A 22,132-nucleotide genomic window follows, 5' to 3' on the forward strand; every position below is an offset into this window, starting at 1 on the left:
GGAGCGCGGCGCGTAGCGGCATCGGCTCCTGGATCGACTATTACAACCGGCGACGCCCGCACTCGACCTTCGGCGGCAGGACACCCGACGAGGTCTATGCTACGGCAGAAATGACGGAGCAATTGGCGGCGTAGAAACCAACCCGATCCACCTTAGCCAAGCCGCCAAACTGTCTCACCAAGCGGGACCACCTCAGTGCTAGCTGTGGGCCGTTTCAACGGGAGCTATGCCGATAAGAAGAAAAGAATGGAATACGTAGAAGCGATCAGGTCATACTGGGAGAACCTTGATGCTCGCATCCCCAAGCTCTCGCCTAAGGAAAACGATTGGCTAGATAACGAACTAGCTTCTACTGACAGTGTCAGATGGTATAGCTCCAGACAGTCAAAAGAAAATGCCATAAGGATGCTGCATGAGACGATTTCTATGTGCTTATCGTCTGTGAATGATGTTCTTTCTTCACAGAAAAACCAATCTGATGCACAATTTGAGATGTTATACTGGAATAGAGTTTTAACCTGCCATATGGGCTACGACATATTTGCGGATAATTTGGAGCAGGCAAATCTACTGGAAAATGAGAAACAAAGAACCGAAAACATGCTGAAATTAATAGCTTCCTATATCAATGTAAAATTTGTTCCCTCAGCTATGGCAGATATTATGGACTGGAAGCTTGTATCCAAGTGATAGAATTAATTGAGCATCCATACTGGGAATAACGTGTTACAAGCGTTATCCATAAAATACTTTGCAATGCAATTAGATTTTCTACTGATATAATAAACAGAATCGTTATAAAAAATACAGATACTCACAGAGGGTATGCTATCATTATTTCCGGCATTTATCATACGGAGAGATATATACACCGATTTCTTCTAGGATGGTTTTGGGAGATATTTCGAAAACCGCCATATCTGCCCGCTGAGCGCCTTTGTTCTGTTTTGGGCTGTAAGGTAGCCGACGCGCTTCGAAATGCCGCCAGCGGGCTTCCTTGTCCGTTTTAGGGCATATCTGGATGCTGACCTACATGCCCCAAGCCGTTAGCGCCTTTTCGGCCCCTTGTGGGGCGCTCCTGATGCGCAAAACAGTCTGCCGCTTCAATCCTGTAGCCTTGGCTATGGCAGACGCGCCTGCATCCTGACTGAGCATATCCTGCACGGTCTGATACATCTTTCTATCATAGCTCGGCTTCCTGCCGCGGTACTTGTCGGCCGATTTTAGCTGAGCATGGGCAATGCCTGCCTTTTGGGCTTCCTTTGTCGCCTCGGCTTGAGCTTGAGCAGTCGCCGCCATGAACGCTATCAGGGCGTCCCGTACGGCTTGCTGGATTGGGTCAATCGTGGAGCCATCAAACGTCATGCCGTTAATAACCGTTCTGATCGTAACTCCCCGGCTCATGAACTCCCGGATTGCCTCGCAGACATCCTGATAGTTTCTCCCTAGTCGATCTACCCAGCGAACAACTAAGGTATCTCCCGACCGGAGTATGTCGTAGAGCCGCTTGCCTTCCGGCCTTTCCTTGAGCTTGGTATTCAAACCGGATTGGCCTTGATCGGCTATAATCCGATCTATCTGAAAGCCTGCCTTTCTGGCTTGTGCTTCCTGATGGTCAATGGTCTGATCGACTGTAGAAACTCTAGCGTAGAGGATGACGGACATAACCGGACGGCTCCATATGTATGTAAACTAGGGTACTGTCCGTATAAATACCTGTCCATTAGGCTATGTCAACCCTTATGGATATGATTTAGCTATCCTCTAGCTATGTCCGGTAGGCTATACCCTGTGGACACTCCTGACTGGCTATAGCTGGATAGCTTCCGTCCATCTCCAATCTATATTTATAGGTTATTATTCCTATATCATATAGTGGAGGCTGAGTTGGTATGTATCCGTTTCTGTTCCCATGATAATCATGGTTTGAAACCGATACCGAATGTGCTTTTCCAGCCATCTCTGTATCGATTTCCGGTAACATAACCATCAGTAATCTGCGCACATCATATGAGCGTCGACTTGAGAGGTATTGTAGAGCCGTTTCTGTTCCATGTAAGCAGGATATGCATATCGAGAACGGACGGCAGGTAAAACAGGGGAAACAGATGCCGGCAGGAAAAGCCTCGGGTCCCGCAGGGCACCCTCCCGGCCTATAGGCGGCCCCTACAGTGACTTCGCGTTGATCTTGTCTCTACGCCTCTACAGAGCGACGAGGGTTATCCAGTAGCCCCCTATGGGGGAAACGGGGAGTCGTGAATGGTTGGATAGGTCTGCGAAAAATTTCGTCGGTTTCAGTTGACGTGCTAACCGAGGTCCTGCGGAAGCAAGGCAATTGATTTGGTGCGGGAGGAAAACAGGTTATGAAATTTCGGAAGCCTCTAAAGATTACACAGAGGACATCTTCAATCACGAATAGCTTTGTTCAATCGATTATTCCATGGGTTCCGCCTACGGAGGCAGAGCGCGCCGAATCACTTGAGATTCTAGGAATTCAAGAAGACGATATTGTCTGCGCATATTGCGGTGCAGGCGCTTCGGACTGGGATCATCTTCGACCATTAGTACGGGCCAAACGTCCAACTGGGTACATATCTGACTACAAGAATCTTGTTCCAGCATGTGGTCGCTGCAACCAATCTAAAGGTGCGCAAGAATGGCGCTCTTGGATATCTGGAAAGGCCACTGGCTCCCCTAGCACAAGGGGGGTTGCCGATCTCAAATCTAGAATCGAGGCGCTTGAACGCTTTGAAGCATGGGGGAACGTGCAGCCCATACCGCTAGAGGAAATGGCGCCGGCTGAAATGTGGAAAACGCATTGGGATAATCTTCTGAGGTTGGAGGAGGCATTAAGGAAGGCGCAAGAACATGCTGCATTGCTCCAGTTTGAGGTTCATAGAAATGTAGATTCTCATATAAGGAAGACATAACTTAAGTAGAAATATCCACGGACAACAGAAATTATAACGTCAAACATATCAGTTATCTACAGGCAATCCGTATGGGAACACCGCTGAGACATCATTTTTTGCCTGAATTTTACCTAAAGCAATGGGCTGGAGGAGATGGTCGCCTTGTCGAATACCAAAAGCCATATGGCAATACGGTGAAGCCTCAACGGAAGTATCCCAAGGCAACCGGGTTTATATTCAAGCTCTATGCGGTCGATGGCCTACCTGATGACTTGGCACAGGAGATGGAAATTGAATTTCTTTCCCCGGTAGATAGTCGAGCGGCACAGGCTTTGGCTGCGATGCGGGAGGACAAAGAGTTTTCAACTGCTCAACGTCTTGCTTGGTCCTCTTTTGTGGCCACGCTACTTTTACGCATGCCCGAAGACATTGAGTTGGTTAAGCAGATCATCCGTGAGTTGGCTCAGACCGTTCTCCCAGGGTTTCAGCCGATCTTTGAACGCCTAAAGCCGGAAAGCGAAACTCGTACATTTCAGCAGATGACTGATGAATTGGTTGGGCGATCAAATCAACGAGCGATAAATTTCGCCAGACGGATCATGGCGAGTGATAGGCTCATACACGGGATCGCTGCAATGGAGTGGTCAATTTTTACCATTCCAAGATCAAGATTCGAGCTTCTTACCTCAGATAGACCTGTGATCTACACTAATGTTCTGGGAAGTGACGAATCTCATATTGTCTTACCGGTAGGCCCCAGCCGACTATTCGTAGCAGCAAAGGATCGAAAACTAATTGATCGAATACGGAGCGCCGGAGAGGACGCTTTGGTTGCTGCAACCAACGCTCATGTCATTGGTGCAGCCAATAGGTATGTCTACGGGACAAATGACCGCCAACTGCGATTCATCCAGAACCGAATGGGAAATGCAAAGGTTCCGACGCTCATTGAGCGCATGCATTCTATGCAGAAAGAGCAATATGGGCCTCTCTTACAGGGGTTGACTGAGGCTGCTAACCATGAGTAGGCGCTCTAGCGCGTATAGCTCTTGCTAACTGTCCTGCCCCCATGCAATGTGCGGCATATAGGTGGGGCATATTGTTCCATCGCCCGCACAAGGCGTTGGGAAGTCTAGGCTTTTCGGACTGTGGTGGACGCTCCCTCCGGGCCCACCAACTCTACATTCTTGACAATAAGGCTCACGGCGCCGGGCCGTGAGCCTTCGTGACGCTAGGCAGCGTCGTTCTGCCGCCGCGGCAAGATCCAGTCGGGGCGTGCGAAGTGGCAGGTGTATCCGTTCGGGATGCGCTCGAGATAATCCTGATGCTCGGGTTCCGCTTCCCAGAAATCGCCGACCGGCTCGACTTCGGTGACAACCTTGCCGGGCCACAGGCCGGAAGCATCGACATCCGCGATCGTATCGAGCGCGACGGCTTTCTGCTCGTCGCCGGTGAAATAGATCGCGGAGCGATAGCTCGTGCCGCGGTCGTTGCCCTGACGGTTCAGCGTGGTCGGATCGTGGATCTGGAAGAAGAATTCCAGCAGCCGGCGATAGCTGGTCTTCGCGGAATCGAAGGTGATCTCGATCGCCTCGGCATGGGTGCCGTGGTTGCGATAGGTCGCATTGGGCACGTCGCCACCCGTGTAGCCGACACGGGTGGAGATCACGCCGGGCAGCTTGCGGATGAGGTCCTGCATGCCCCAGAAGCAGCCGCCGGCCAGAACCGCGCGTTCAGTGGTCATCCTATATCCTCCACCTGATTGAGGTAGTTTCCGTATCCTTCGCCTTCCATCTCGTCGCGCGGCACGAAGCGCAACGATGCAGAATTGATGCAGTAGCGCAGGCCGCCACGATCCGTCGGCCCGTCCGGGAAAACGTGGCCGAGATGGCTGTCGCCATGGGCCGAGCGCACTTCGGTGCGGATCATGCCGTGGCTGTCGTCGCGCAGTTCGTTCACGTTTGCCGGTTCGATCGGCTTGGTGAAGCTCGGCCAGCCACAACCGGACTCGAACTTGTCCGACGAGGCAAACAGCGGCTCGCCCGAGACGATGTCGACATAGATGCCGGGCTCCTTGTTGTGGAGAAGCGCGCCGGTTCCGGGGCGTTCGGTGCCGCTCTGCTGCGTCACCCGATATTCCTCCGGCGAAAGCCTGGCGATCGCGGCTTCCGTCTTGTTGTAGGTTGCCATGAAGTCCTCCTTTGAACTCATGCAAGCTAGATGGGTATTCGGCTCGAAACTGTCCAATACGCCGCGGCTATGGATTCCATGTGCCGTCGTCACATTTGCGGGATTCATGCCCACGAATACAGCCCGCCGGACAAGTCAGCCGCTATTCCAGCAGATCCAGGTAGCTTTGGACCATGGTTTCCAGGCCGTATCGCCGCCTGGCCACGTCCGCGACGGCCTGCAACGTATTCGGGTCGGGAGGATTGGCAAGCATGACGTCGATTGCCGCGGCGAGTGCCTGCGCGTCTCCGACGGGATGGAAGGCGAGGGTCGTCGGGCCGGCGGCTGCTCCGAGCACTTCGCGCAGGACGGGCAGATCGCTCGCGACCACCGGCAAGCCGGCCATCTGCGCCTCGACCGCCGCCAATCCGAAGGTTTCCCAGTTCGAGGGCGAGAGATAGATGTCGGCGATCGCGAAAAGGTCGCCGAGTTCGGCCCGTTGGAGGGAGCCGGGGAGGTGCAGGCGTTCCCGCACGTTCAACCCGCCCGCCAGCGCCTCCAGGCTGTCGCGCAGGGGGCCGTCGCCGGCAATGGCGAGGTGGGTGTCCGGCAGCAGGGCAAGCGCCTTTATCGCCGTTTCGTAGTTCTTCTGCGGCGTGAGGCGGCCCGCGGCGACGAGAACCCTGGACGCGGGCGCTATGCCGAGCCGTTCTTTCCAGTCCACTTGCCGCAAGGGTGCGGGGACCGGAACGACGCCGTGCGGGATGGTATGGATTCGCCGCGTGAAGGCGGCCGGATAATCTGAGAACGCGGCGGCGGTGGCGGCCGAATTCGCGATCACCTCGCTATAGCCTCCCGTCGCACCGGCGAGCTTGTCCAGAGCCCGCCAGCGCGCGTGGATGGCGTCGGGCATCGCCGTCAGATGGGACAGGCGCTTGCCGACGCCGGCGGCCCTGCCGACCGTCGCCATGACCAGACCGGCCGCCGCGTGATAGGAGAAGATCGCGTCGTAGCGTCCCGCAGCTATGCGGCGGGCGACATGGGCAATGTGCGACAGCCGCTCTCCTGTCGTCCCCTGGCGGATCAGGGCCAGGGTGTCGACTTCGATGCCGCGCGCGCTGAAGCCTGCCTCGATCATCCGGGTCAGGACCTGGACGCCGCCCGGCTCGTCGCGCGAGACGAGTTGAAGAACGCGCATGGCTTCAGCGTCCATCTCTGCCGTCGATTGCCTGCGACCACGCGTGCAGGCAACCGAGGGCGATGAGCATCGTGTACCAGACCGGGTTGCTTCGATTGAACAATATGGCCTCTAGCGACGAGTTCATCAGGCCGAACAGCCAGACATTCGTCAAAAAGCCGACGAACGCATATTCCGTCCCGTCGTGGACCTGCGATCCGATCTGCCGGATTTGCCGGAACGGAAGAATGACGGTCCAGACGACGACGAGGGCGAGGCCGATGAATCCGCTGGACAGCGTCGTGTCCAGAAATCCGTTATGGGCGTGCGAGAAAGTCGCGACATACGATGCCGGCGTCGTGATGCTGTAGATAAGGCCCAGATCCCAGAAGATCATGTAGCCGTAGCCGAAGACCTTCGCGTGCCCGATGGCGGTCACGGCGATTTTCCATGCGTCGGTTCGCCCCGTAAAGCTGGGGTCGGGAAGCACGCTGTTGAAAAAGGGCTGCAACTGCGGAAACAGCACGCCTCCGAGCGTGAAGAAGACCAGTGTGAGGACCAGACCGTAGGCGAGAGTCGCGCTCAGGAACGTCGACCTCAGCCGGACGACCAGCAGGCCTGCGAACAGGGACGGTATGGTCACAAGGAGCGAGGTCTTGCCCCCGGACATGATCAGAAGGCCCGTCGAGGCGGCGACGATGAAAACGCCCCAGATCGGGTTTCCGATGCGGGCCATGAGCACGCCGAGAAAGATGAACAACGCCGCCATGGCGGACAGATCGTTCTTGTGGGCGAAGATGCCGCGCCAGTCGCCGGCCAGCGTCTGCTCCGTCACGTCGCGGATCGTATGCGTGGCGAGATCAGGGACGACCGCGATCCCTACATAGGATGCCACGACGACAACCGTCACGCAAAAGCCCAGCGCATGGACGAAGCCTCTTATGTCCTTGAAGAGGAAAGGAACCGCATAGGCGATCTGCACGATGATGGCCGCGAGGATCAGCCGGTTCATGGCCAATCCCGGGTTGGGGGAAATGATGCTGGTAAAAGCGGACCAGGCCAGCACGCAGAAGATGATCGGCGTTTTCACCACATCGAAAATGCGCTGTCCTTTGCCATCGGCCCACAGGAACACGATGACGAGCACGGATATCAAAAGGGTGGTGTATTTTCGCAGGTCGTTGGACTGGGTCACGTCCTGGACCAGCTCATAGTCCTGTAGGCTCCTGAACGGCTGCAACTGCGTCCAGAACGCCAGTGTGGCCACCACGAAGAGGAGCCAGCCCAGCAATGAGACTGCGTCGGTGCGTGCGAGCATATCCGCGATTGCAGACCGACGCTCCTGAGCAAAATCCCTCACGCCGTCACCTCAGCGATCATTTCGCAAGCGACCAGTCGGCGGAAACGGAGGAGCGTTTCAGCGTGGCCTGCACGAACCGGCCGAAAGTGGACGGTTCGTCGCTTGCGTCGAGGAGGTTCGGCATCGCGCCCTGGCTGAAGCACCAGGCGGTATGGCTCATCTGGTATTTTTCGAGGAATTTCTCGACGAACGGGCGGCCGAAGTCATCGACCGTGCCGTGGAGCTCGCCGGTACATTCGGGGCAGAAGCCCCATTCCGTGACGATGACCGGCTTGACCAAATGCAACCCGCCCAGAGTCGCCTCGCGCGCGGCGAAATCGCCGCGCTCCGCATTGGGATAGGAGTGCCAGGCATAGACGGTGCGGGGGTCGGCGATCAGGCGCTCGCGCACGCCGACGAGATCATGCGCCCAATAGCCGCCGGTGCAGATCACGATATTGTCGGCGTCGTTGCGGATCGTGCCGACAAGGCCGGTCCAGGCGTCATGGAACAGCGGCCAGTGCTCGCCGGTCGCTTCCCAGAGCTTTTCCCTGGCGACCGGCTCGTTCCACAATTCGAACAATATGCACGGATCGTGGAAATAACGGCGCGCCATCGCCTGCCAGAAGTCGGCGGCTTCCTTCAGATCCGACAGCAGCACGTCCAGGGGAAGACCCCATTCGGCGGGAACCGTCGGTTCGTAGTAACCGGGGAACCCGATCGCATGCCAGTCGATGATGACGAACAGGCTTTGAGCTCGCGCCAGAGAGATTTCCCTGTCGAGGGCGGCGCCCGTGCCGGCGGGATCGCTGCGCCAGTGTCCCGGGAAGACGCTGATGCGCACGCAATTGGCGAACCAGTCGCGCGCGATCCTTTCATAGTCGGAAGCCGGACGATCGGCGCGGATGTAGATAGGGTCCCCGACGGCAATGCCGGTGAGGCGAAGAGGGCGGCTTTCATAGGTCAGATGATTGCCGTCGACTTCGATGCGTGACGACGATCCGCCGAAAGCCTGGCTGCCGCTCATTCCGGCGAGCGGCAAGGCGCCCAGGCCGGCCACGAACCGTCGCCGGGACAGGCTCCTATGTCCGGACACCGGCGCCATCACCAGCGGCGGGCGCCGGGAGGCATGCGTGGCTCCGGCTGGGGGCTTTCCTGCGCCATGCTCAGGAGCGAGCGGGGCCTGTTGTCCCTTCCGCGATGCCACTCCCGAAGCTGTTCCGCCTGCCGGGCCGGACGCTGGCGTTCGTCGCGCTTCGGCAGCGGCTTGCGCGCGATGTCGCGCATGATCCCGAGGCCCATGCCTGCCGCCAATCCGAGGCATATGCCGCAGCCGACCGCGAGCACGAGCAGGATCTTCAGGGATGGCGGGGACTTGCGGCGCAGCGGCGCGTAGGCCTGCGTGATGATCTGGGCGTTCAACGTGTTGACGAGGCCCTGTTCGCGGGCCTGGCGCGATCGCGTGAGGGCCTCTTCGTAGACGGCGCGCGCGCTGTCGGCGTCGCGTTGCAGTTGCCGCAGCTGAATCCGCGCCGTATCGATCTTCTGCACTTGCGATACGAGCGGGCCGAGCGAGCCTACCGCCGCGTCATATTCGGACTTCGCACGGTCATAGGCGATGTTCGCGTTGCGGGCGAGGCGGCGCATCTCCGTGTCGATCGCCCGTTGAACGGCGGCCACGGAACTTTGCGCGGTCCGTATCCTGGGATGACGGCTTCCCAGCGTCGCCTCCAGCGTGGTCAGTTGCGCCTTGGCGCTCTCCAGTTCGCCACGCAGGCGCATCAGGTCGGGAGACGCCGTCGCGACGGGCGACGAGAGAAACTGTTCGGGATGGGCAAGCAGTTGCTGAAGCTGGTCCCGCTCCACCTTTCGCTTGTTCATGGCCGTTTCGGCCGTCGAAACCTCTGCGTTGTTCTGGCTGAGCCGGCTTTCGGCGAGAACGACGCCGTTGGTGTCGACGATATGATTGTCGGTCTTGAATTTTTCGACGGCGTCCTCGCGCACCTTGACGGCCGTCTGCAACGAGGCCAGGCGACCTTCCAGCGTGTCCGCGGCAACGTTGGCCTGGTCCGTGCGCTGCGTATCGCGCACCTGGAGATAGGCGTCCACCACGGCGTTGCTGATTTCCGCCGCCCGAGCGGCCTTGTGGCTCCTGGCGTAGACGGTGATGATGTAGGTGCGGTCCTCGCGGACGATATTGATGTTCTTCTCCAGGCGCTCGACCGCCTGATCCACCGGATCGCCGGGGGCCTGCGACGACGACGCGCCCAGCAGCGACGACAGGAAGGAGCGGCCGCCTCCGCCGAACTCCTCGTCCTTCGTGAGGTCGAGATTCTCGACCACGCGCCGCAGGACCGACGCGGATTGCATGACCCGGACCTGGCTTTCGACGACGAGGGTGGCGGAATCGCCCGACACCGCAGGGGTCAGGTCGTTCTGCAGAAGCTGGAGGTCGTGGGGATCGATATAGATCTGGGAACTCGCCTCATAGACCGGCTTTATGAAAGGCACGACCGCGAGGCAGAGGGCTCCGAACAGGATGCCGCCCGCCAGTGCCCAGAACTTCGCGTCCCAGGCCCGCAACAGCAGTTCCAGGACGGTGATCCGGGGGCGCCCACGGGATGTTTCCCACCGTGTTTGCGGCTCGAAGCGGCGATTCTGAAACATCACGGCATTTCTCGTCGGTTTGCTTCATTTCAAGGGATGGACCGACGCTCTCATCCGCTTCAAACGAATTCGTCCTGAGGCCTGATCGGCTTCGTCGACGTTATTTGAAAGTGGTAACCCTTGTCTTAAGGTCCGACGGCCCGGAGGCAGGCCGAAAGCCGCCGGAAGCGGTCTCTCTCCAACCCCTGCAACCGGTGCGTTTCGACGGATGGTGAGCGGACCTCAGCCCGCCATCCGGCCGCGGAACGGAGAAAGGCGGCGCGAGATCGTGCGGGCGTCGAACATGTCCCAGCGTATGAGCAGGGTGCCGGCGACCAGCGCGATCAGCACGACATTGACGGCGGTGGCCATGTTCGCGGGCAAGGCGAATGCCGACAGCATTCCGGTCGCCAGGGTTCCGCACGCCGCAACCACGATGATGGCGAGGCGCGGCAGGTCGACCGGCATGAGACGACGGGTGCTTGGCGCGACCAGGATGCTCAGCAGCGCCACGACCTGCGTGATCGTGAAGGCCATGGCGGCTCCGGTGACGTCGTAGAGCGGCACCAGCCAGAAGCTGAACGCGACGCTGGCGATCAGGGCCACGAGGGTCGAGATCAGTTCGAGCCTGACCGACCGGGAAAAATAGATCACCTGGGCGAAATAGTAGGAGCGCAGCACAAGGCACGCATTGGCGGCTGCGAGCCAGGGAATCAGGCTTGTCGCGCCCAGATAGTCCTTTCCGAGCAGGACCTTGAACATGGGCCCGCCCAGAAGCAGGAAGAAAACGATCCCGAAGGCGGCGAGGAAGGCCGTGGTGGTGAAGGCCAGCTTGAGCATGTCCCGCGCTTCGCCCTGCGTGCCATCGCCATGATGGGCCTTGGCTACCGATACGTAGGAGATGGCGACGCTTTCGCCGACGATGATGAAGCTTTGCTTGATGAAATCGAGCATGACGCCGTAGGAAGCGATCTTGGCCGCGCCGAAGAACCCTTCCAGCACGATGCGGTCGATGCTGGTGCCGACCGCCGCCGCGCCTCCGGCCAGGATCAGGGGCCAGCTGTATTTCCATATTCCGAGGTAGTCCTGGCGCAGCGGCATGGTGAACCCGTCCGCCCAGATCGATTTGCGCAGGACGACGAAAATCGGCACGGCGGCGGCGATATGCGCCAGCGACAAGGCCAGCAGCAGCGATTCCGCCGTATGGAACAGGAACAGCGCTATGGAGCCGAACACGAGCGTCAGGCCGCTGCGCAGGAACGACGCGATCGTGACCGGCACCACGCGCAATTGCGCGCGGCCTATCTCGTTGGCGACGAAATAGACAGCCAGGCCGGTGAGGATCGCCGCGCAGCCGAAGCCGACGGACGGCCGCAGGAGGCCGAGGCCGGTGGCGAGCGCGATGACGATCAGGCTCAGTCCGACCGACGTTGCGGCCATCACCAGTACGGTATTGGCGACGCGCCCCGCATGTTTGCGGGTCTGCTGGCCGAAATGCGCGGCCAACAGCCACTGGATGGCCAGGCTGTAGGCGATGAAGCCGTATGCGAAACCCAGCAGGTACTCACCGTAGACTTCGCGACTCGAAAGGCGCGTGAAAACGGCGATTGCAACGAGATTGAGGGCTGCGGACGCTACTCGCGAAACCAGATAGATCGACGAAAACAGGCCCTTCACCCGGACACCCCTGGGACACAATTGGGTTTTTCTACTGGCAAGCCGCTTTGCCCCAGGCTGTCACAAGAGCGTCGACACGGACCTGATTTATCTGACATCACAGGCGGCGACCATATGGAACAACGGCAGTATTCGCCTTTCGCCTGCGCTTTGTCGGCGCCGCCGCATGGCTGGCCGAACACGAAGCCCCGACATTATTGAACGATGGCTTAAGAAGAATTTAAGGGAACGCCCCGACAAAGGGGACATGGGGGTAAGGGATATAAACAGTGCAGAATGCGGCATCTGTTTCCTGGTGCGCGCCTTCTCCGGAGGCGGCGCCCAGCGTGATGCGATTCTGCTGGCGAACGGCATCGCTGCTGCCGGCATCCCCACCTCCATCATGGTGCTCGATGCGGAGGGGCCGCTCCGCTCGCTTGCCCTTCCCGATGTTGACATACTCGATCTAGGCCGCGGCAAGAAACTCAAGATGGCGCTGGCTTTGCCCGCGGTCGTTTCGGCGCTCGCCAGGACGAAGCCCGCGGTGGTCGTCGCCTCCGAGGCAAGCGGCAACGCATTGGCCGTCGTGGCGACCGGATTGCTTCCAAGGGCAAGGCGCCCCCGCCTCGTCCTGCGCGAGGTGGCGAGCCCCTTGCAGGCGAGGATCAGCGACCCCTACGTCCAAAATCGCCTCGCCTACCGGGCAGCGCCGTGGCTCTACCCACGCGCCGATCTCGTGGTCGCGTTGACCGGGCCGGTACGGCAGGACCTGATAAATTATTTCAGGGTGCCGGAACGGCGCGCCATAACGCTCGGAACGAACGCCGTCCTCACCCAGACGCGCGATCAGGTTCTGGCGCCGACGCCGCGCACCGTCGAACCCGGTCTCCTCGTCGCCGTCGGCAGGCTCTCCGAGGAGAAGGGGTTCGCGACGCTTCTGGATGCGGTGGCGCTGGTCAAGGAACGCCGTCCCGTGCGTCTGGTGATCGTGGGAGAGGGGCCGGATCGCGCCAATCTCGAGGCGCAGATCAAGAGGCTGGGGCTCGACGCCGCCGTGGAACTCGCGGGTTTTCACGGCAATCCCGGCGTTTTCCTCGAACGCGGCCAGCTCTTTGTTTCTTCGTCCCGGCACGAAGGGCTCGGCAACGCCATCATCGAAGCCCTTGCCCACGGTGTTCCAGTGGTCTCGACCGACGCGCCTTACGGGCCGCGGGAAATCCTGCAGGACGGCCGCTGGGGCGACCTGGTGCCGGTCGATGATCCGGCCGCGCTTGCCGACGCCATCGAAATGAGGCTCGCGCAGCCCGACGACAGCCAGAAAGGCAAAGCACGCGCGGCAGACTTCACCGTGGAAAGCGCTGCCGCAATTTTTCTCGATGCCCTCAAGCGGATCGATATCACGTTTCCGGCGCGACACGAGCCCGATCCTCATGGACCGTAATCCAATGGACATAACAGCCGTAGGCCGTGCCCGGCACCAGGGCTCTCACAGTGTGGCAAAATCCACCGACATGATCGAATTCGCGCGGGAACTTCCCGGGAGGGTCTCGCGCCGTCTGTCGCGGATCGTGCCGTTCCGGCCGACCAGGCTGCGGTTGGACCGGCCGGTCGTGTCGTTCACCTTCGACGACTTCCCGCTCTCGGCGGCTGAAGCCGCCGCGCCGGCGCTCGAGGATGCCGGTATGCGGGGCACCTTCTATTACGCCGGCGGTCTCGCCGGCAGGCTGGAGAACGGGCAGGAAATTGCCGGACCGGACGTAGCCGCGGACCTTTTTTCCCGAGGCCATGAGATCGGCGCCCATACGCATATGCACATCGACGTGCACCGGACTTCCAACGGCGTCATCCTATCCGATCTCGCGCTCAACAAACGCGAGATCATCCAGTTGACCGGCGGATGCGCGCCAACCTCGTTCGCGTATCCGTTCGGGCGGCTCGACCTTCGCTCAAAATTCCTGCTGCGAAACGAGTTCACCAGTCTGCGGGGCATCCAGACGGGCGTCAATGCGGGCGTTGCCGATCTGGCTCATCTGAAAGCCCAGGAGCTTTACGACTGCTCGAGCACCGTCGACAGCATGAGCAGGCTGCTGGACCGGATCGAAAGAAGGCCCGGCTGGATCATATTCTACACCCACGACGTGAAAGCGAACCCGACCGACATCGGCTGTTCGCCCACCTATTTTCGCAAGATCGTCGAACTCGTGCGCCGTCGCGGGCTGACGGTCGAAACCGTCCGGGACGCGTATGGGCGCGTCACGGGGCAGGGGGCGGACACGCAGGCACGCGCGGACGAGCCCGAAGGCGGCTAGACCTTCGACGCCATGCCGAGGATGCGATTCCCGAACAGTTCGCGGGAAAAGCCGGGCGTCAGATTATGGTCGGCGCCGTCGATGAGATCGACGACGACATTCTCGAAACCGGGCAGTTTCGGGGCTTCGATCCTGAAGATATTCAATATGTTGTCCAGACCGATGTCGCCGCTACTGTAAACCAGGGATGCGGGGATCCTGTCCTTCAATAGCTTGTCGAATCCGGCTTTCGTCTCCACCTGCTCCTTCGTTCCCATGAAGGTCAGGTGAAACTTCATCCAGAGAATCCGGGACAGCTTCTTCTGGATCGCCTTTTTGAGTTTCAGTGCCGAGCGGCCGGCGTTGATTTCGCCTTTGAGCAGGCGGGCGATCGTGTCGAACCTGAAAATCTTTTCGCCATAGGCTTCCAGCGACAGGGGCGTCGAAGCCGGATCGTAAGGGCGGGCTGCGTCCCAGTGGAATGTATAGGGATTGACCGCGACCAGCCCGCGCAGCCTGCTGTCCTTCAAGGTGCTCTGGAACGCCAGGTAAGCGCCGCTGCACCGGCCGACCGCGATCGCCGGCAGCAGGTTCCGGCTCTCGACGTAGTCGACAGCCTCACGCACATCCACCTGCTGGACTTCGTCATAAAGAACCTGCTCCGGAGCGCCGGCCAAGGGAGGACTGTCTGCGACATTCGCCGCGTCGAAGCGCAGCGACGCCACGCCGGCCGCCGCGAGGCGGCGCGCCGTTTCGGTCGTCAGTCGGCCCCAACCCGAATGCCGATCATAGGCCGACCCGAGCAGGATGGCCGTAGCGCCGGTCCGTTCGCCCTTCGGGCGGCAGAAAATGCCGTAGAGCCTGTCGTTCCTGCCGAAGCGGAGGGGCGTTTCCTCGAAATCCTCGCCCGAAAGCGCTTCCGCCGCGACGATGGCGGGTCCTGCCGGCCTCTTACTCGGGGACAGGACGGTTTTGAGCCCGCACGCCCAGGAGACGATTTCCGAAACGATTTCGGACGGGATCTGCGAAGTGAGGGGATTGGAGACCAGCTCCTGATAGCCCGTGAAGACCCCTTCTGCGACCTGTGCGCCGAAACCGCGCAGATGCGCCGCGAACTCGGCTGCCCCTGCTTGCCCCGGCTGGGCCAGCAGAAGGCAGTTGTCCGCGATCCGATCGGGGATTTTCCTCAGATCGAGCTTGCGGATGTCGGCGGCGATTTCGTCCGGCATCGTCAGTCCGGCAATGGCGACGCCCTGCTTGACCCGGTGCTCCTCCCTGATCTGCAGGTAGCCGTCGACTACCTTCGCCCAGAGGGCAAGTTCGCGAAGATGCGTCCGCCCGGACAGGACGGGGGCAAGCAGGGCGATGCCGTCCAGGTTCGGGATACGCCGGGCGGCGCCCAAGGTCAGGGCCGCGCCGAGACCTTGCGCCACGACGACCAGCCGGCCGTAGCCCGCCGTCCTGAGGACGTCGGCAGCGGCAACGAGGCTGTCCTCCCAGACGCGCAAGCCTGCCTGGAAGTCCGGCGGATCGAGCGCGTCGCCCGTTCCAGGGTAGTCGAAGCGCAGGCTTGCGATCCCCTGTCTCGACAGATCTTCGGCAAGCACGCGCCGGAACTTGCGCGTGCTTATCTCCTCCAGTCCCCAGGGACTTGCGAAAAGCACTGCGGTGTCGGCCCGCTCGCCGTCCTTTGCCGGCGGCATGAACAAGCCCACGGTATTCGCGAAAACGACGGGAAGCGCAGCGTGCTGTTGCTGCGGCGCGGACACGTCGTCTTTCCTGGAGCCGTTCACCTTCGGGACCTGCTTTTCACCGATGATGCCGATCGAGGGTTAATCTGGTCGAAACGGCCGCATCGCCGATTGGATAGCTTCTCACCGTTTCGAGCGCATTAACGGAGACCGGACTCGACACTAGCCAGTCGCAATTAGCCTTTTCTTGCGTCTTTGGCTTATACACGATGCCGTCATCGCCAAAGAGGCCAACCGGAAGCCGCAACGAGAAGACCCGGCTGCATATGCTCCAGAACCAATCCCTCGAACGATCGGACCGTTCGGACGCCTTCACCGCGCGCCGGCACGAGTCGCTCGAAACGCTCGAACCGGTCTGGCGCCTTCTGGAAACGGAAGGCCGGGCGACGGCCTTCCAGCAGTTCGACTGGGTACGCGCCGTGGAGGAACATCTGGCGCGGCCGAAAGGCATAACAGCCTTCGTGGTGGAGGTGAGCGACGCGAAATCCGGCAGGACGAGGATGCTGCTGCCTTTCATCCTGAAGAGGAAGGCGGCCTACAGCATCGTCGAATATATGGGGCTGAACGTCTGCGACATCAGCGCCCCGCTGATCGCTCCAGGCTACCGCTTCACCGAAAGCTCGGGCGAGGCGCTATGGGCGGCGATCGCGACGTGCCTTCCAAAAGCCGATCTCGTGTATATCGACCTGATCCCCTCGATGATCCAGGGCGAGATCAACCCGCTCGCAACCTTGCCGGGCATCCGCCGCATCTCGCTGCAAAGCTTCGACGTCGCCATCGACGGCGACCCCGAGACGATCGTCGAGCGTCTGGTCAACGGGCGCACGCGCCGCAGCCTGAAGAAGTCGTCACGGCGGCTTGCCGAACGAGGAGACGTCCGCTTCCTGGAAGCGACTTCCAGGGAGGATCTGGAGGCGCTGCTGCCGGTGATGATCGCGCAACGGCTGGAGCGGTTCCGGGCGCTCGACCGTTTCGACCTGCTGGCGGATCCGCAGGTCCAGTCGTTCTACACGGATGCGGCGATCAGGAGCCTGCAGGGGCGAGGGCCTGTGCGCGTCTTCGGCCTCTCCGTCGCGGGCGAATGGATCGCGACGGCCTATGGGCTTGTCCATGCGAAGACGTTTCATCTGCTGATCGTCAGCATGGCCGGCGGCGGCTGGGAAGCCAGCGCGCCCGGCATAGCGATAATCGCGCAGTTCGTCCGCTGGTCGCGCCAGCAGGGCTTGACCATGATGGATTTCTCCCTCGGCGAGATGGACTACAAGACGGGTTTCGGCGGGCAGCCCCACGATCTCTACGCCCTGTCGCTCCCCTTGACCTCGCGGGGGCGGGTTGCCGCCGCGATGCGGCATGCCGCCGCCCGGACGAAGGAGAGGCTGATGGCCCGGCCCCGGCTGTTTGCTTTCCTGCGGCCCGCGGTCAGGCTCTGCCGGCGGATGACGTCGCCCTTCCGATAAGGCAATCCGGGCCGGTTGCGCTGGGGACGTAGCTCGGCGGCTTTGCGCGGCGGGCGCATTCAGGTCGAGCCGTTCCGCGACGACGAAGCGCTCGCGTGCCCGTACAATGTCCCGGTTTTCTCATCTGCCCGGCTGCGGAGGCGGGAGGATCGCCGTGCCCAGGCAATCTCTCAGTTCCTCGATGATTTGCGGAATCCATGTCTCGGTCATCATCTCCAGCGGCGCCGTGAAGGAAATGGCGACATCGACCTCGTAGAGGCTGGAGCCTCGAACCGGCAGGCCGAGGCCGCCTTCGCCGGGAAGGTATAAGGCCATGTTCACCGCATAGCCGCGGCGCTGGGCGTCATGGATCTGCGCTTCCACGATGGTGCGATCGACATATTGCACCGAGGGGTGGCTGAGATAGCGCTCGGCATTCGCGTCCAGCAATGGCAGGCGTTCGGTCTCGGTCATGATCGACATGAGGGCGACGCTGCCTGCGGCGACGCCCATCGGCACCCGTCCGCCGACGCCCATGGAGAACTGCCGCTGCGGCGAACGCGTCACCAGTTCGGCGCAAACGGCGTCCACGCCGGCCTGAACCATCATGTAGACGGAATGGCCGGTTCGACGGGCGAACTCGGTCATGCCGGGCCTGAACTTGAGGATAAGCGGCTCCAGCCGCGCCTGTCGCCGCGCCAGCATTGGAATGGCCGGGCCGAGCCGGTAGCGGCCATGCCTGCCCGCCGGTTCTGCGAAGCCTTTTTGCAACAGCGAAACAAGGCTGCGATGGACCGCGGGTTTCGGATGGCCGACCCTCGCGGCGATATCGGCCAGCGACACCCCTTCGGCGCCGCCATCTCCGAGCACGAGGAGAATGTCGAGCGCGCGAACCGCATTGGTCGAGGTGTTCGACATGCACTATTCCCCAAGTTTTCTGATAATCGGAACATTACGCAAAAATTGTTTTGATAAAAAGAATTTATTGACTCAACCCACGAATTCCGCTGACATTCGCCTTCCGAGATACGGCTTCGCACGATGGGAGAACGTTCGAAGTCCGCGGTGCGAGGGTTTCCCGGATTCCGTTGGAGCCACAGCATCGGTTCCATTGCTTCTCCCGTTCGAGCGGCAAGGACAACCGGATGGTATCGTTCTTGATCAAGCGATTGGGCTTCGCGGTGTTGACGCTGTTCAGCGTGCTCACGCTGGTCTTCCTGATCGTGCGAATCCTGCCGGGTGACCCGGCGCTGGTCATCCTGGGCGATCAGGCCAGCACCGAAAGCGTCGCTGCCCTTCATCACAAGCTCGGGCTCGATAAGCCGCTTCTGGTCCAGTATCTGTCCTTCATGCTCGGGGTCGTTCAGGGCAATCTGGGCACCTCGATGATCACCGGCCGATCGATCACCTCGGAGATCGCCAACGTCCTGCCCTATACGCTGGAGCTCACCGTTGCGGCGCTGGCGCTCGGCGTCCTGCTGGGGGTTCCCGCCGGCGTGTGGGCGGCCGTCAGACGCAATCGCCCGGCCGATTTCGTGCTGCGGCTGGTTTCGCTGGTCGGCCTGTCGCTGCCCGCCTTCGTCGCCTCCATCATCCTGTTGATGATCTTCGCCATCAAGCTGCGGTGGTTCCCTGTTATCAGTTCGGGCGGCGACGGCGGCCTTGTCGAGCGCCTGCGACAGATGGCGCTGCCGACGATTTCGCTGGCGCTGATCATGATGGCCTACATCACCCGCGTCACCCGCTCCGCGATGCTGGAAGTCCTCAACCAGGATTTCGTCCGCACCGCCCGCGCCAAGGGCGCGTCGCAACACGCCGTCATCTGGCGCCATGCGCTCGGCAATTGCATGATCCCGATCACCACGGTGGTCGGGCTTTATCTCGGCATCCTGATCGGCAATTCGGTGCTGACGGAGATCGTGTTCTCGCGGCCGGGACTGGGCAAGCTGATCCTCAATGCCCTGACCCAGCGGGACTACACGCTGCTGCAGGGCATGATCGTCATCTACACGCTTATGGTCGTGGTGGTGAACCTCATCACCGACCTCACCTACGGTTTCCTCGATCCGCGGGTGCAGTACAAATGACCGACGCTCCCTTGTCGCCGGCGGCTGCCGCCGCGCGCCCGCAGACCCGCTGGCAGTTCCTGAAGCGGCTCAACCTGACGACCTGGCTCGGCGTCGCCATCGTCGCGGCGCTGGTCCTGTGCGCGATCTTCGCGCTGCTCATCGCGCCCTACGATCCCGACGCGCAGAACGTCATCCTCTACCTGTCGCCGCCGAACGCGCAGAACCTGCTCGGCACCGACCAGTTCGGGCGCGATGTGCTGTCGCGCCTGCTCTTCGGCGCGCGCTATTCGCTCACCATCGGCTTCCTCGCCATCGTGGTCGCGCTGATCATCGGGTCGCTGCTGGGCATGATCGCCGGCTATGTCGGCAACAAGACCGACATCATCGTGATGCAGATCATGGACGTGGTGCTCGCCTTTCCCTCACTGATCCTCGGCCTGGCGCTGGTCGCCCTGATGGGCGCGACGCTGACCAATATCGTCATCGCCATCGCCTTCACCGCCATACCGGCCTTTGCCCGGATCGCGCGTGCCGGCGTGATGGCGCAGCGCGACCGCGAATATGTGCAGGCCTGCCGCGCCATGGGGTTTTCCGGACCGCGCATCCTGCTGCGCCACATCCTGCCGGCGATCCTGCCGGAAATCATGGTGATGGCGTCGCTGTGGATGGCGACCGCCGTGCGCACGGAAGCTTCGCTCGCCTTCATTGGCCTGGGCCTGGCGCCGCCGACGCCGACATGGGGCGGCATGGTGCGGGAGGGTTTCGACAACATCCTTTCCTCGTTCCATCTCGCGCTCTATCCGAGCCTGGCGATCCTGCTGCTGGTCCTGGCGCTCAACCTGATCGGCGACGGCCTGCGCGACGCGATCGATCCCCGGCTGAAGGACGCAAGCTGATGAGCGGCAAGCCCAACACCGATCAGCCGGTTGTCGAGGTCAGCGACCTGCGTGTCTCCTTTGCGAAGAAACCCGTGGTCCAGGGCGTGAGCTTCCAGATCAGGCCGGGCAAGACGCTGGCGCTGGTCGGCGAATCCGGCTCCGGCAAAAGCGTCACCTCTTTGGCGATCATGCGCCTGCTGCAGGAAGGGGTCGCGCGCATCGAGGGATCCGTCAGGCTGGACGGACGCGACCTGCTGCAATTGACCGAGGCCGAGATGCGCCGGGTGCGGGGCGGCCGCATCAGCATGATCTTCCAGGAACCGATGACCTCGCTGAATCCGGTGCAGACCATCGGCGACCAGCTTGCGGAGGTGGTGCGCATCCACCGCGGGCTGAAGGGCGCGGACCTGCGCGAGGCCGTGCTGGAGATGCTGCGCAAGGTGCGCATCCCCGACCCTGAAGAGCGCGTCCGGCAATACCCGCATACGTTTTCCGGCGGCATGCGCCAGCGCGTCATGATCGCGATGGCGCTGGCCTGCAATCCCGCCATGATCATCGCCGACGAACCGACGACGGCGCTCGACGTGACCGTGCAGGCCCAGACGCTTGACCTGCTGAAGGCGTTGCAGCGCGAGACCGGCACGGCGGTGCTGTTCATCACCCACGACATGGGCGTGGTCGCGGAAATGGCGGACGACGTCCTTGTCATGCGCCACGGCCGTGTGCTCGAGCAGGGCAGCGTGGACGAGGTTTTCAGCAACCCGAAGGACCCGTACACCCGCAGCCTCATCGCGGCCGTGCCGAGCCTCGCCGGCAAGTTGCAGATCGACACGGTGCCGGCCCAGCCGGTCGGCGAACTGCCGGTCCTGACGGACGGCCAGCCGGTGCTGGAGGCGCGCAATCTCGCCGTCCGCTTCCCGGTTCATGGCGGCGTGCTGCGGCGCCTGAAGGGCACGGTCCATGCCGTCGAGGACGTTTCCTTCGCCATCGGCAAGGGCGAAACGCTGGGGCTGGTCGGAGAATCCGGGTCGGGAAAATCCACCATCGGCAAGGCGATCATCAATCTCGCCTCCGTCCATGCGGGCGAGATCCGGGTCTGCGGCGAGATGGTCGATTACGGCGATCCCCGCAGCCTGGCGCGGATGCGCCGGCAGGTCCAGATGATCTTCCAGGACCCGTTCGGCTCCCTCGATGCCCGTCAGTCGATCGGATCGGCGATCGTCGAGCCGATGCAGGTCCACGGCATCGAGACCGGCCAGGCCGCACGGCAGAAGATGGAGTGGCTGATGGAACGGGTGGGGCTGGACCCCGCCCGAGCGCGCAGCCTGCCGCACGAGTTCTCGGGCGGGCAGCGGCAGCGCATCTGCATTGCGCGGGCGCTCGCCATGGCGCCGAAGCTGATCATAGCCGACGAGGCCGTGTCGGCGCTGGACGTGGCGATCAAGGGCCAGATCATCGAATTGATGATCGACCTGCAGAAGGAATTCGATGTCTCCTACCTGTTCATCAGCCACGACATGGCCGCCGTCGAGCGTATCTGCGATCGCGTCGCGGTCATGTATTTCGGCGAGATCGTGGAGATCGGCCCGCGCGACGACGTGATTGGCCGGCCGGGTCATCCCTATACGCAGCGTCTCCTGTCCGCGATACCCATCACGCATCCGAACATGCGCGCGAGCCGACCCCGCCGCATCGCCGACGCAAGCCCGCCGCTGAGCCCCATCAAGCCCGTCGGATACACCGCACCCGCCGCACGCTGGGGCAGGGCGGCCGCGGGCCATTTCATTCGCCAGACCGTCTGAACAACCGGA

20 protein-coding genes are annotated in these 22,132 nt (G+C 61.4%); 10 read left to right on the top strand and 10 right to left on the bottom strand.

Translation table 11 applies throughout. The annotated features are described in order from the left end of the window. Together ABMA46_RS17995 and ABMA46_RS18000 are read left to right on the top strand one after the other, a co-directional pair. Positions 1 to 134: integrase core domain-containing protein (locus tag ABMA46_RS17995; RefSeq protein ID WP_349001482.1), on the top strand; the 134-nt coding region annotated here is incomplete at its 5' end. Positions 135 to 246: 112 nt separating this feature from the next. Next, positions 247 to 690 carry a hypothetical protein gene (locus ABMA46_RS18000; protein WP_349001380.1) on the top strand — a complete coding sequence of 148 codons (444 nt, stop codon included), beginning with the start codon at positions 247 to 249 and terminating at the stop codon, positions 688 to 690. A gap of 339 nt (positions 691 to 1,029) precedes the next feature. Here the strand turns inward: ABMA46_RS18000 and ABMA46_RS18005 are convergent, their stop codons facing one another. Further along, entirely contained in the window at positions 1,030 to 1,665 is a 636-nt protein-coding gene (locus ABMA46_RS18005; protein ID WP_349001381.1) for a recombinase family protein, read from the bottom strand. A 698-nt stretch (positions 1,666 to 2,363) separates the two neighbouring features. Between ABMA46_RS18005 and ABMA46_RS21405 the strand changes: the two genes are divergently transcribed. Both ABMA46_RS21405 and ABMA46_RS18010 read left to right on the top strand, forming a co-directional pair. Further along, on the top strand, positions 2,364 to 2,930 hold the full coding sequence (locus ABMA46_RS21405; RefSeq protein WP_425475770.1) for an HNH endonuclease: 567 nt from the start codon (positions 2,364 to 2,366) through the stop codon (positions 2,928 to 2,930). Between the two features lie 71 nt (positions 2,931 to 3,001). Beyond that, positions 3,002 to 3,940, top strand: a complete 939-nt coding sequence (locus ABMA46_RS18010; protein ID WP_349001382.1) for a DUF4238 domain-containing protein — start codon at positions 3,002 to 3,004, stop codon at positions 3,938 to 3,940. Positions 3,941 to 4,143: 203 nt separating this feature from the next. Here the strand turns inward: ABMA46_RS18010 and msrA are convergent, their stop codons facing one another. The 7 genes from msrA to ABMA46_RS18045 form a co-directional block, all read right to left on the bottom strand. Next, positions 4,144 to 4,656, bottom strand: a complete 513-nt coding sequence (gene msrA, locus ABMA46_RS18015) for a peptide-methionine (S)-S-oxide reductase MsrA (RefSeq protein ID WP_349001383.1) — start codon at positions 4,654 to 4,656, stop codon at positions 4,144 to 4,146. Beyond that, positions 4,653 to 5,102, bottom strand: a complete 450-nt coding sequence (gene msrB / locus ABMA46_RS18020) for a peptide-methionine (R)-S-oxide reductase MsrB (protein ID WP_349001384.1) — start codon at positions 5,100 to 5,102, stop codon at positions 4,653 to 4,655. Before msrB ends, msrA begins: the two co-directional genes overlap by 4 nt. 142 nt (positions 5,103 to 5,244) lie before the next feature. Continuing rightward, positions 5,245 to 6,279 carry a glycosyltransferase family 4 protein gene (locus tag ABMA46_RS18025; RefSeq protein WP_349001385.1) on the bottom strand — a complete coding sequence of 345 codons (1,035 nt, stop codon included), beginning with the start codon at positions 6,277 to 6,279 and terminating at the stop codon, positions 5,245 to 5,247. 4 nt (positions 6,280 to 6,283) lie between these two features. Next, positions 6,284 to 7,576 carry an O-antigen ligase family protein gene (locus ABMA46_RS18030; RefSeq protein ID WP_349001386.1) on the bottom strand — a complete coding sequence of 431 codons (1,293 nt, stop codon included), beginning with the start codon at positions 7,574 to 7,576 and terminating at the stop codon, positions 6,284 to 6,286. A gap of 58 nt (positions 7,577 to 7,634) precedes the next feature. Then, positions 7,635 to 8,657 carry a glycoside hydrolase family 5 protein gene (locus ABMA46_RS18035; RefSeq protein WP_349001387.1) on the bottom strand — a complete coding sequence of 341 codons (1,023 nt, stop codon included), beginning with the start codon at positions 8,655 to 8,657 and terminating at the stop codon, positions 7,635 to 7,637. Positions 8,658 to 8,701: 44 nt separating this feature from the next. Continuing rightward, positions 8,702 to 10,264 carry a GumC family protein gene (locus tag ABMA46_RS18040; RefSeq protein ID WP_349001483.1) on the bottom strand — a complete coding sequence of 521 codons (1,563 nt, stop codon included), beginning with the start codon at positions 10,262 to 10,264 and terminating at the stop codon, positions 8,702 to 8,704. A gap of 222 nt (positions 10,265 to 10,486) precedes the next feature. Beyond that, positions 10,487 to 11,920 (bottom strand): lipopolysaccharide biosynthesis protein, encoded by a 1,434-nt coding sequence (locus ABMA46_RS18045; RefSeq protein WP_349001388.1) that lies wholly within the window; start codon positions 11,918 to 11,920, stop codon positions 10,487 to 10,489. Positions 11,921 to 12,167: 247 nt separating this feature from the next. Here ABMA46_RS18045 and ABMA46_RS18050 point away from each other — a divergent pair, with 247 nt between their 5' ends. Both ABMA46_RS18050 and ABMA46_RS18055 read left to right on the top strand, forming a co-directional pair. Beyond that, positions 12,168 to 13,340, top strand: a complete 1,173-nt coding sequence (locus ABMA46_RS18050) for a glycosyltransferase (RefSeq protein WP_349001389.1) — start codon at positions 12,168 to 12,170, stop codon at positions 13,338 to 13,340. Positions 13,341 to 13,410: 70 nt separating this feature from the next. After that, positions 13,411 to 14,208, top strand: coding sequence for a polysaccharide deacetylase family protein (locus ABMA46_RS18055; RefSeq protein ID WP_349001390.1), 798 nt, complete (start codon positions 13,411 to 13,413; stop codon positions 14,206 to 14,208). Here ABMA46_RS18055 and ABMA46_RS18060 read toward each other — a convergent pair. Beyond that, on the bottom strand, positions 14,205 to 15,956 hold the full coding sequence (locus ABMA46_RS18060; RefSeq protein WP_349001391.1) for an alpha/beta hydrolase: 1,752 nt from the start codon (positions 15,954 to 15,956) through the stop codon (positions 14,205 to 14,207). The genes ABMA46_RS18055 and ABMA46_RS18060 overlap by 4 nt on opposite strands. Before the next feature lie 248 nt (positions 15,957 to 16,204). Here ABMA46_RS18060 and ABMA46_RS18065 point away from each other — a divergent pair, with 248 nt between their 5' ends. Continuing rightward, positions 16,205 to 17,395: a GNAT family N-acetyltransferase gene (locus ABMA46_RS18065; protein ID WP_349001392.1), complete on the top strand. Its 1,191-nt coding sequence runs from the start codon at positions 16,205 to 16,207 to the stop codon at positions 17,393 to 17,395. 120 nt (positions 17,396 to 17,515) lie between these two features. Here the strand turns inward: ABMA46_RS18065 and ABMA46_RS18070 are convergent, their stop codons facing one another. Beyond that, the gene (locus ABMA46_RS18070) at positions 17,516 to 18,292 is read right to left on the bottom strand and encodes an IclR family transcriptional regulator (protein WP_349001393.1); all 777 of its coding nucleotides are present in this window, start codon (positions 18,290 to 18,292) and stop codon (positions 17,516 to 17,518) included. A gap of 227 nt (positions 18,293 to 18,519) precedes the next feature. On the opposite strand from ABMA46_RS18070, the gene ABMA46_RS18075 reads away from it, so the two are divergent. From ABMA46_RS18075 to ABMA46_RS18085, 3 genes are read left to right on the top strand one after another with little or no spacing between them, the layout of a single operon-like run. Beyond that, positions 18,520 to 19,461 (top strand): ABC transporter permease, encoded by a 942-nt coding sequence (locus ABMA46_RS18075; protein ID WP_349001394.1) that lies wholly within the window; start codon positions 18,520 to 18,522, stop codon positions 19,459 to 19,461. Continuing rightward, positions 19,458 to 20,339 (top strand): ABC transporter permease, encoded by an 882-nt coding sequence (locus ABMA46_RS18080; RefSeq protein ID WP_349001395.1) that lies wholly within the window; start codon positions 19,458 to 19,460, stop codon positions 20,337 to 20,339. Before ABMA46_RS18075 ends, ABMA46_RS18080 begins: the two co-directional genes overlap by 4 nt. Further along, positions 20,339 to 22,123 (top strand): ABC transporter ATP-binding protein, encoded by a 1,785-nt coding sequence (locus tag ABMA46_RS18085; RefSeq protein WP_349001396.1) that lies wholly within the window; start codon positions 20,339 to 20,341, stop codon positions 22,121 to 22,123. The genes ABMA46_RS18080 and ABMA46_RS18085 overlap by 1 nt, the downstream gene beginning before the upstream one ends. The last annotated feature ends 9 nt before the right edge of the window (positions 22,124 to 22,132 follow it).

Source organism: Mesorhizobium hunchu, from assembly GCF_040081975.1.
Taxonomy (GTDB): domain Bacteria; phylum Pseudomonadota; class Alphaproteobacteria; order Rhizobiales; family Rhizobiaceae; genus Mesorhizobium; species Mesorhizobium hunchu.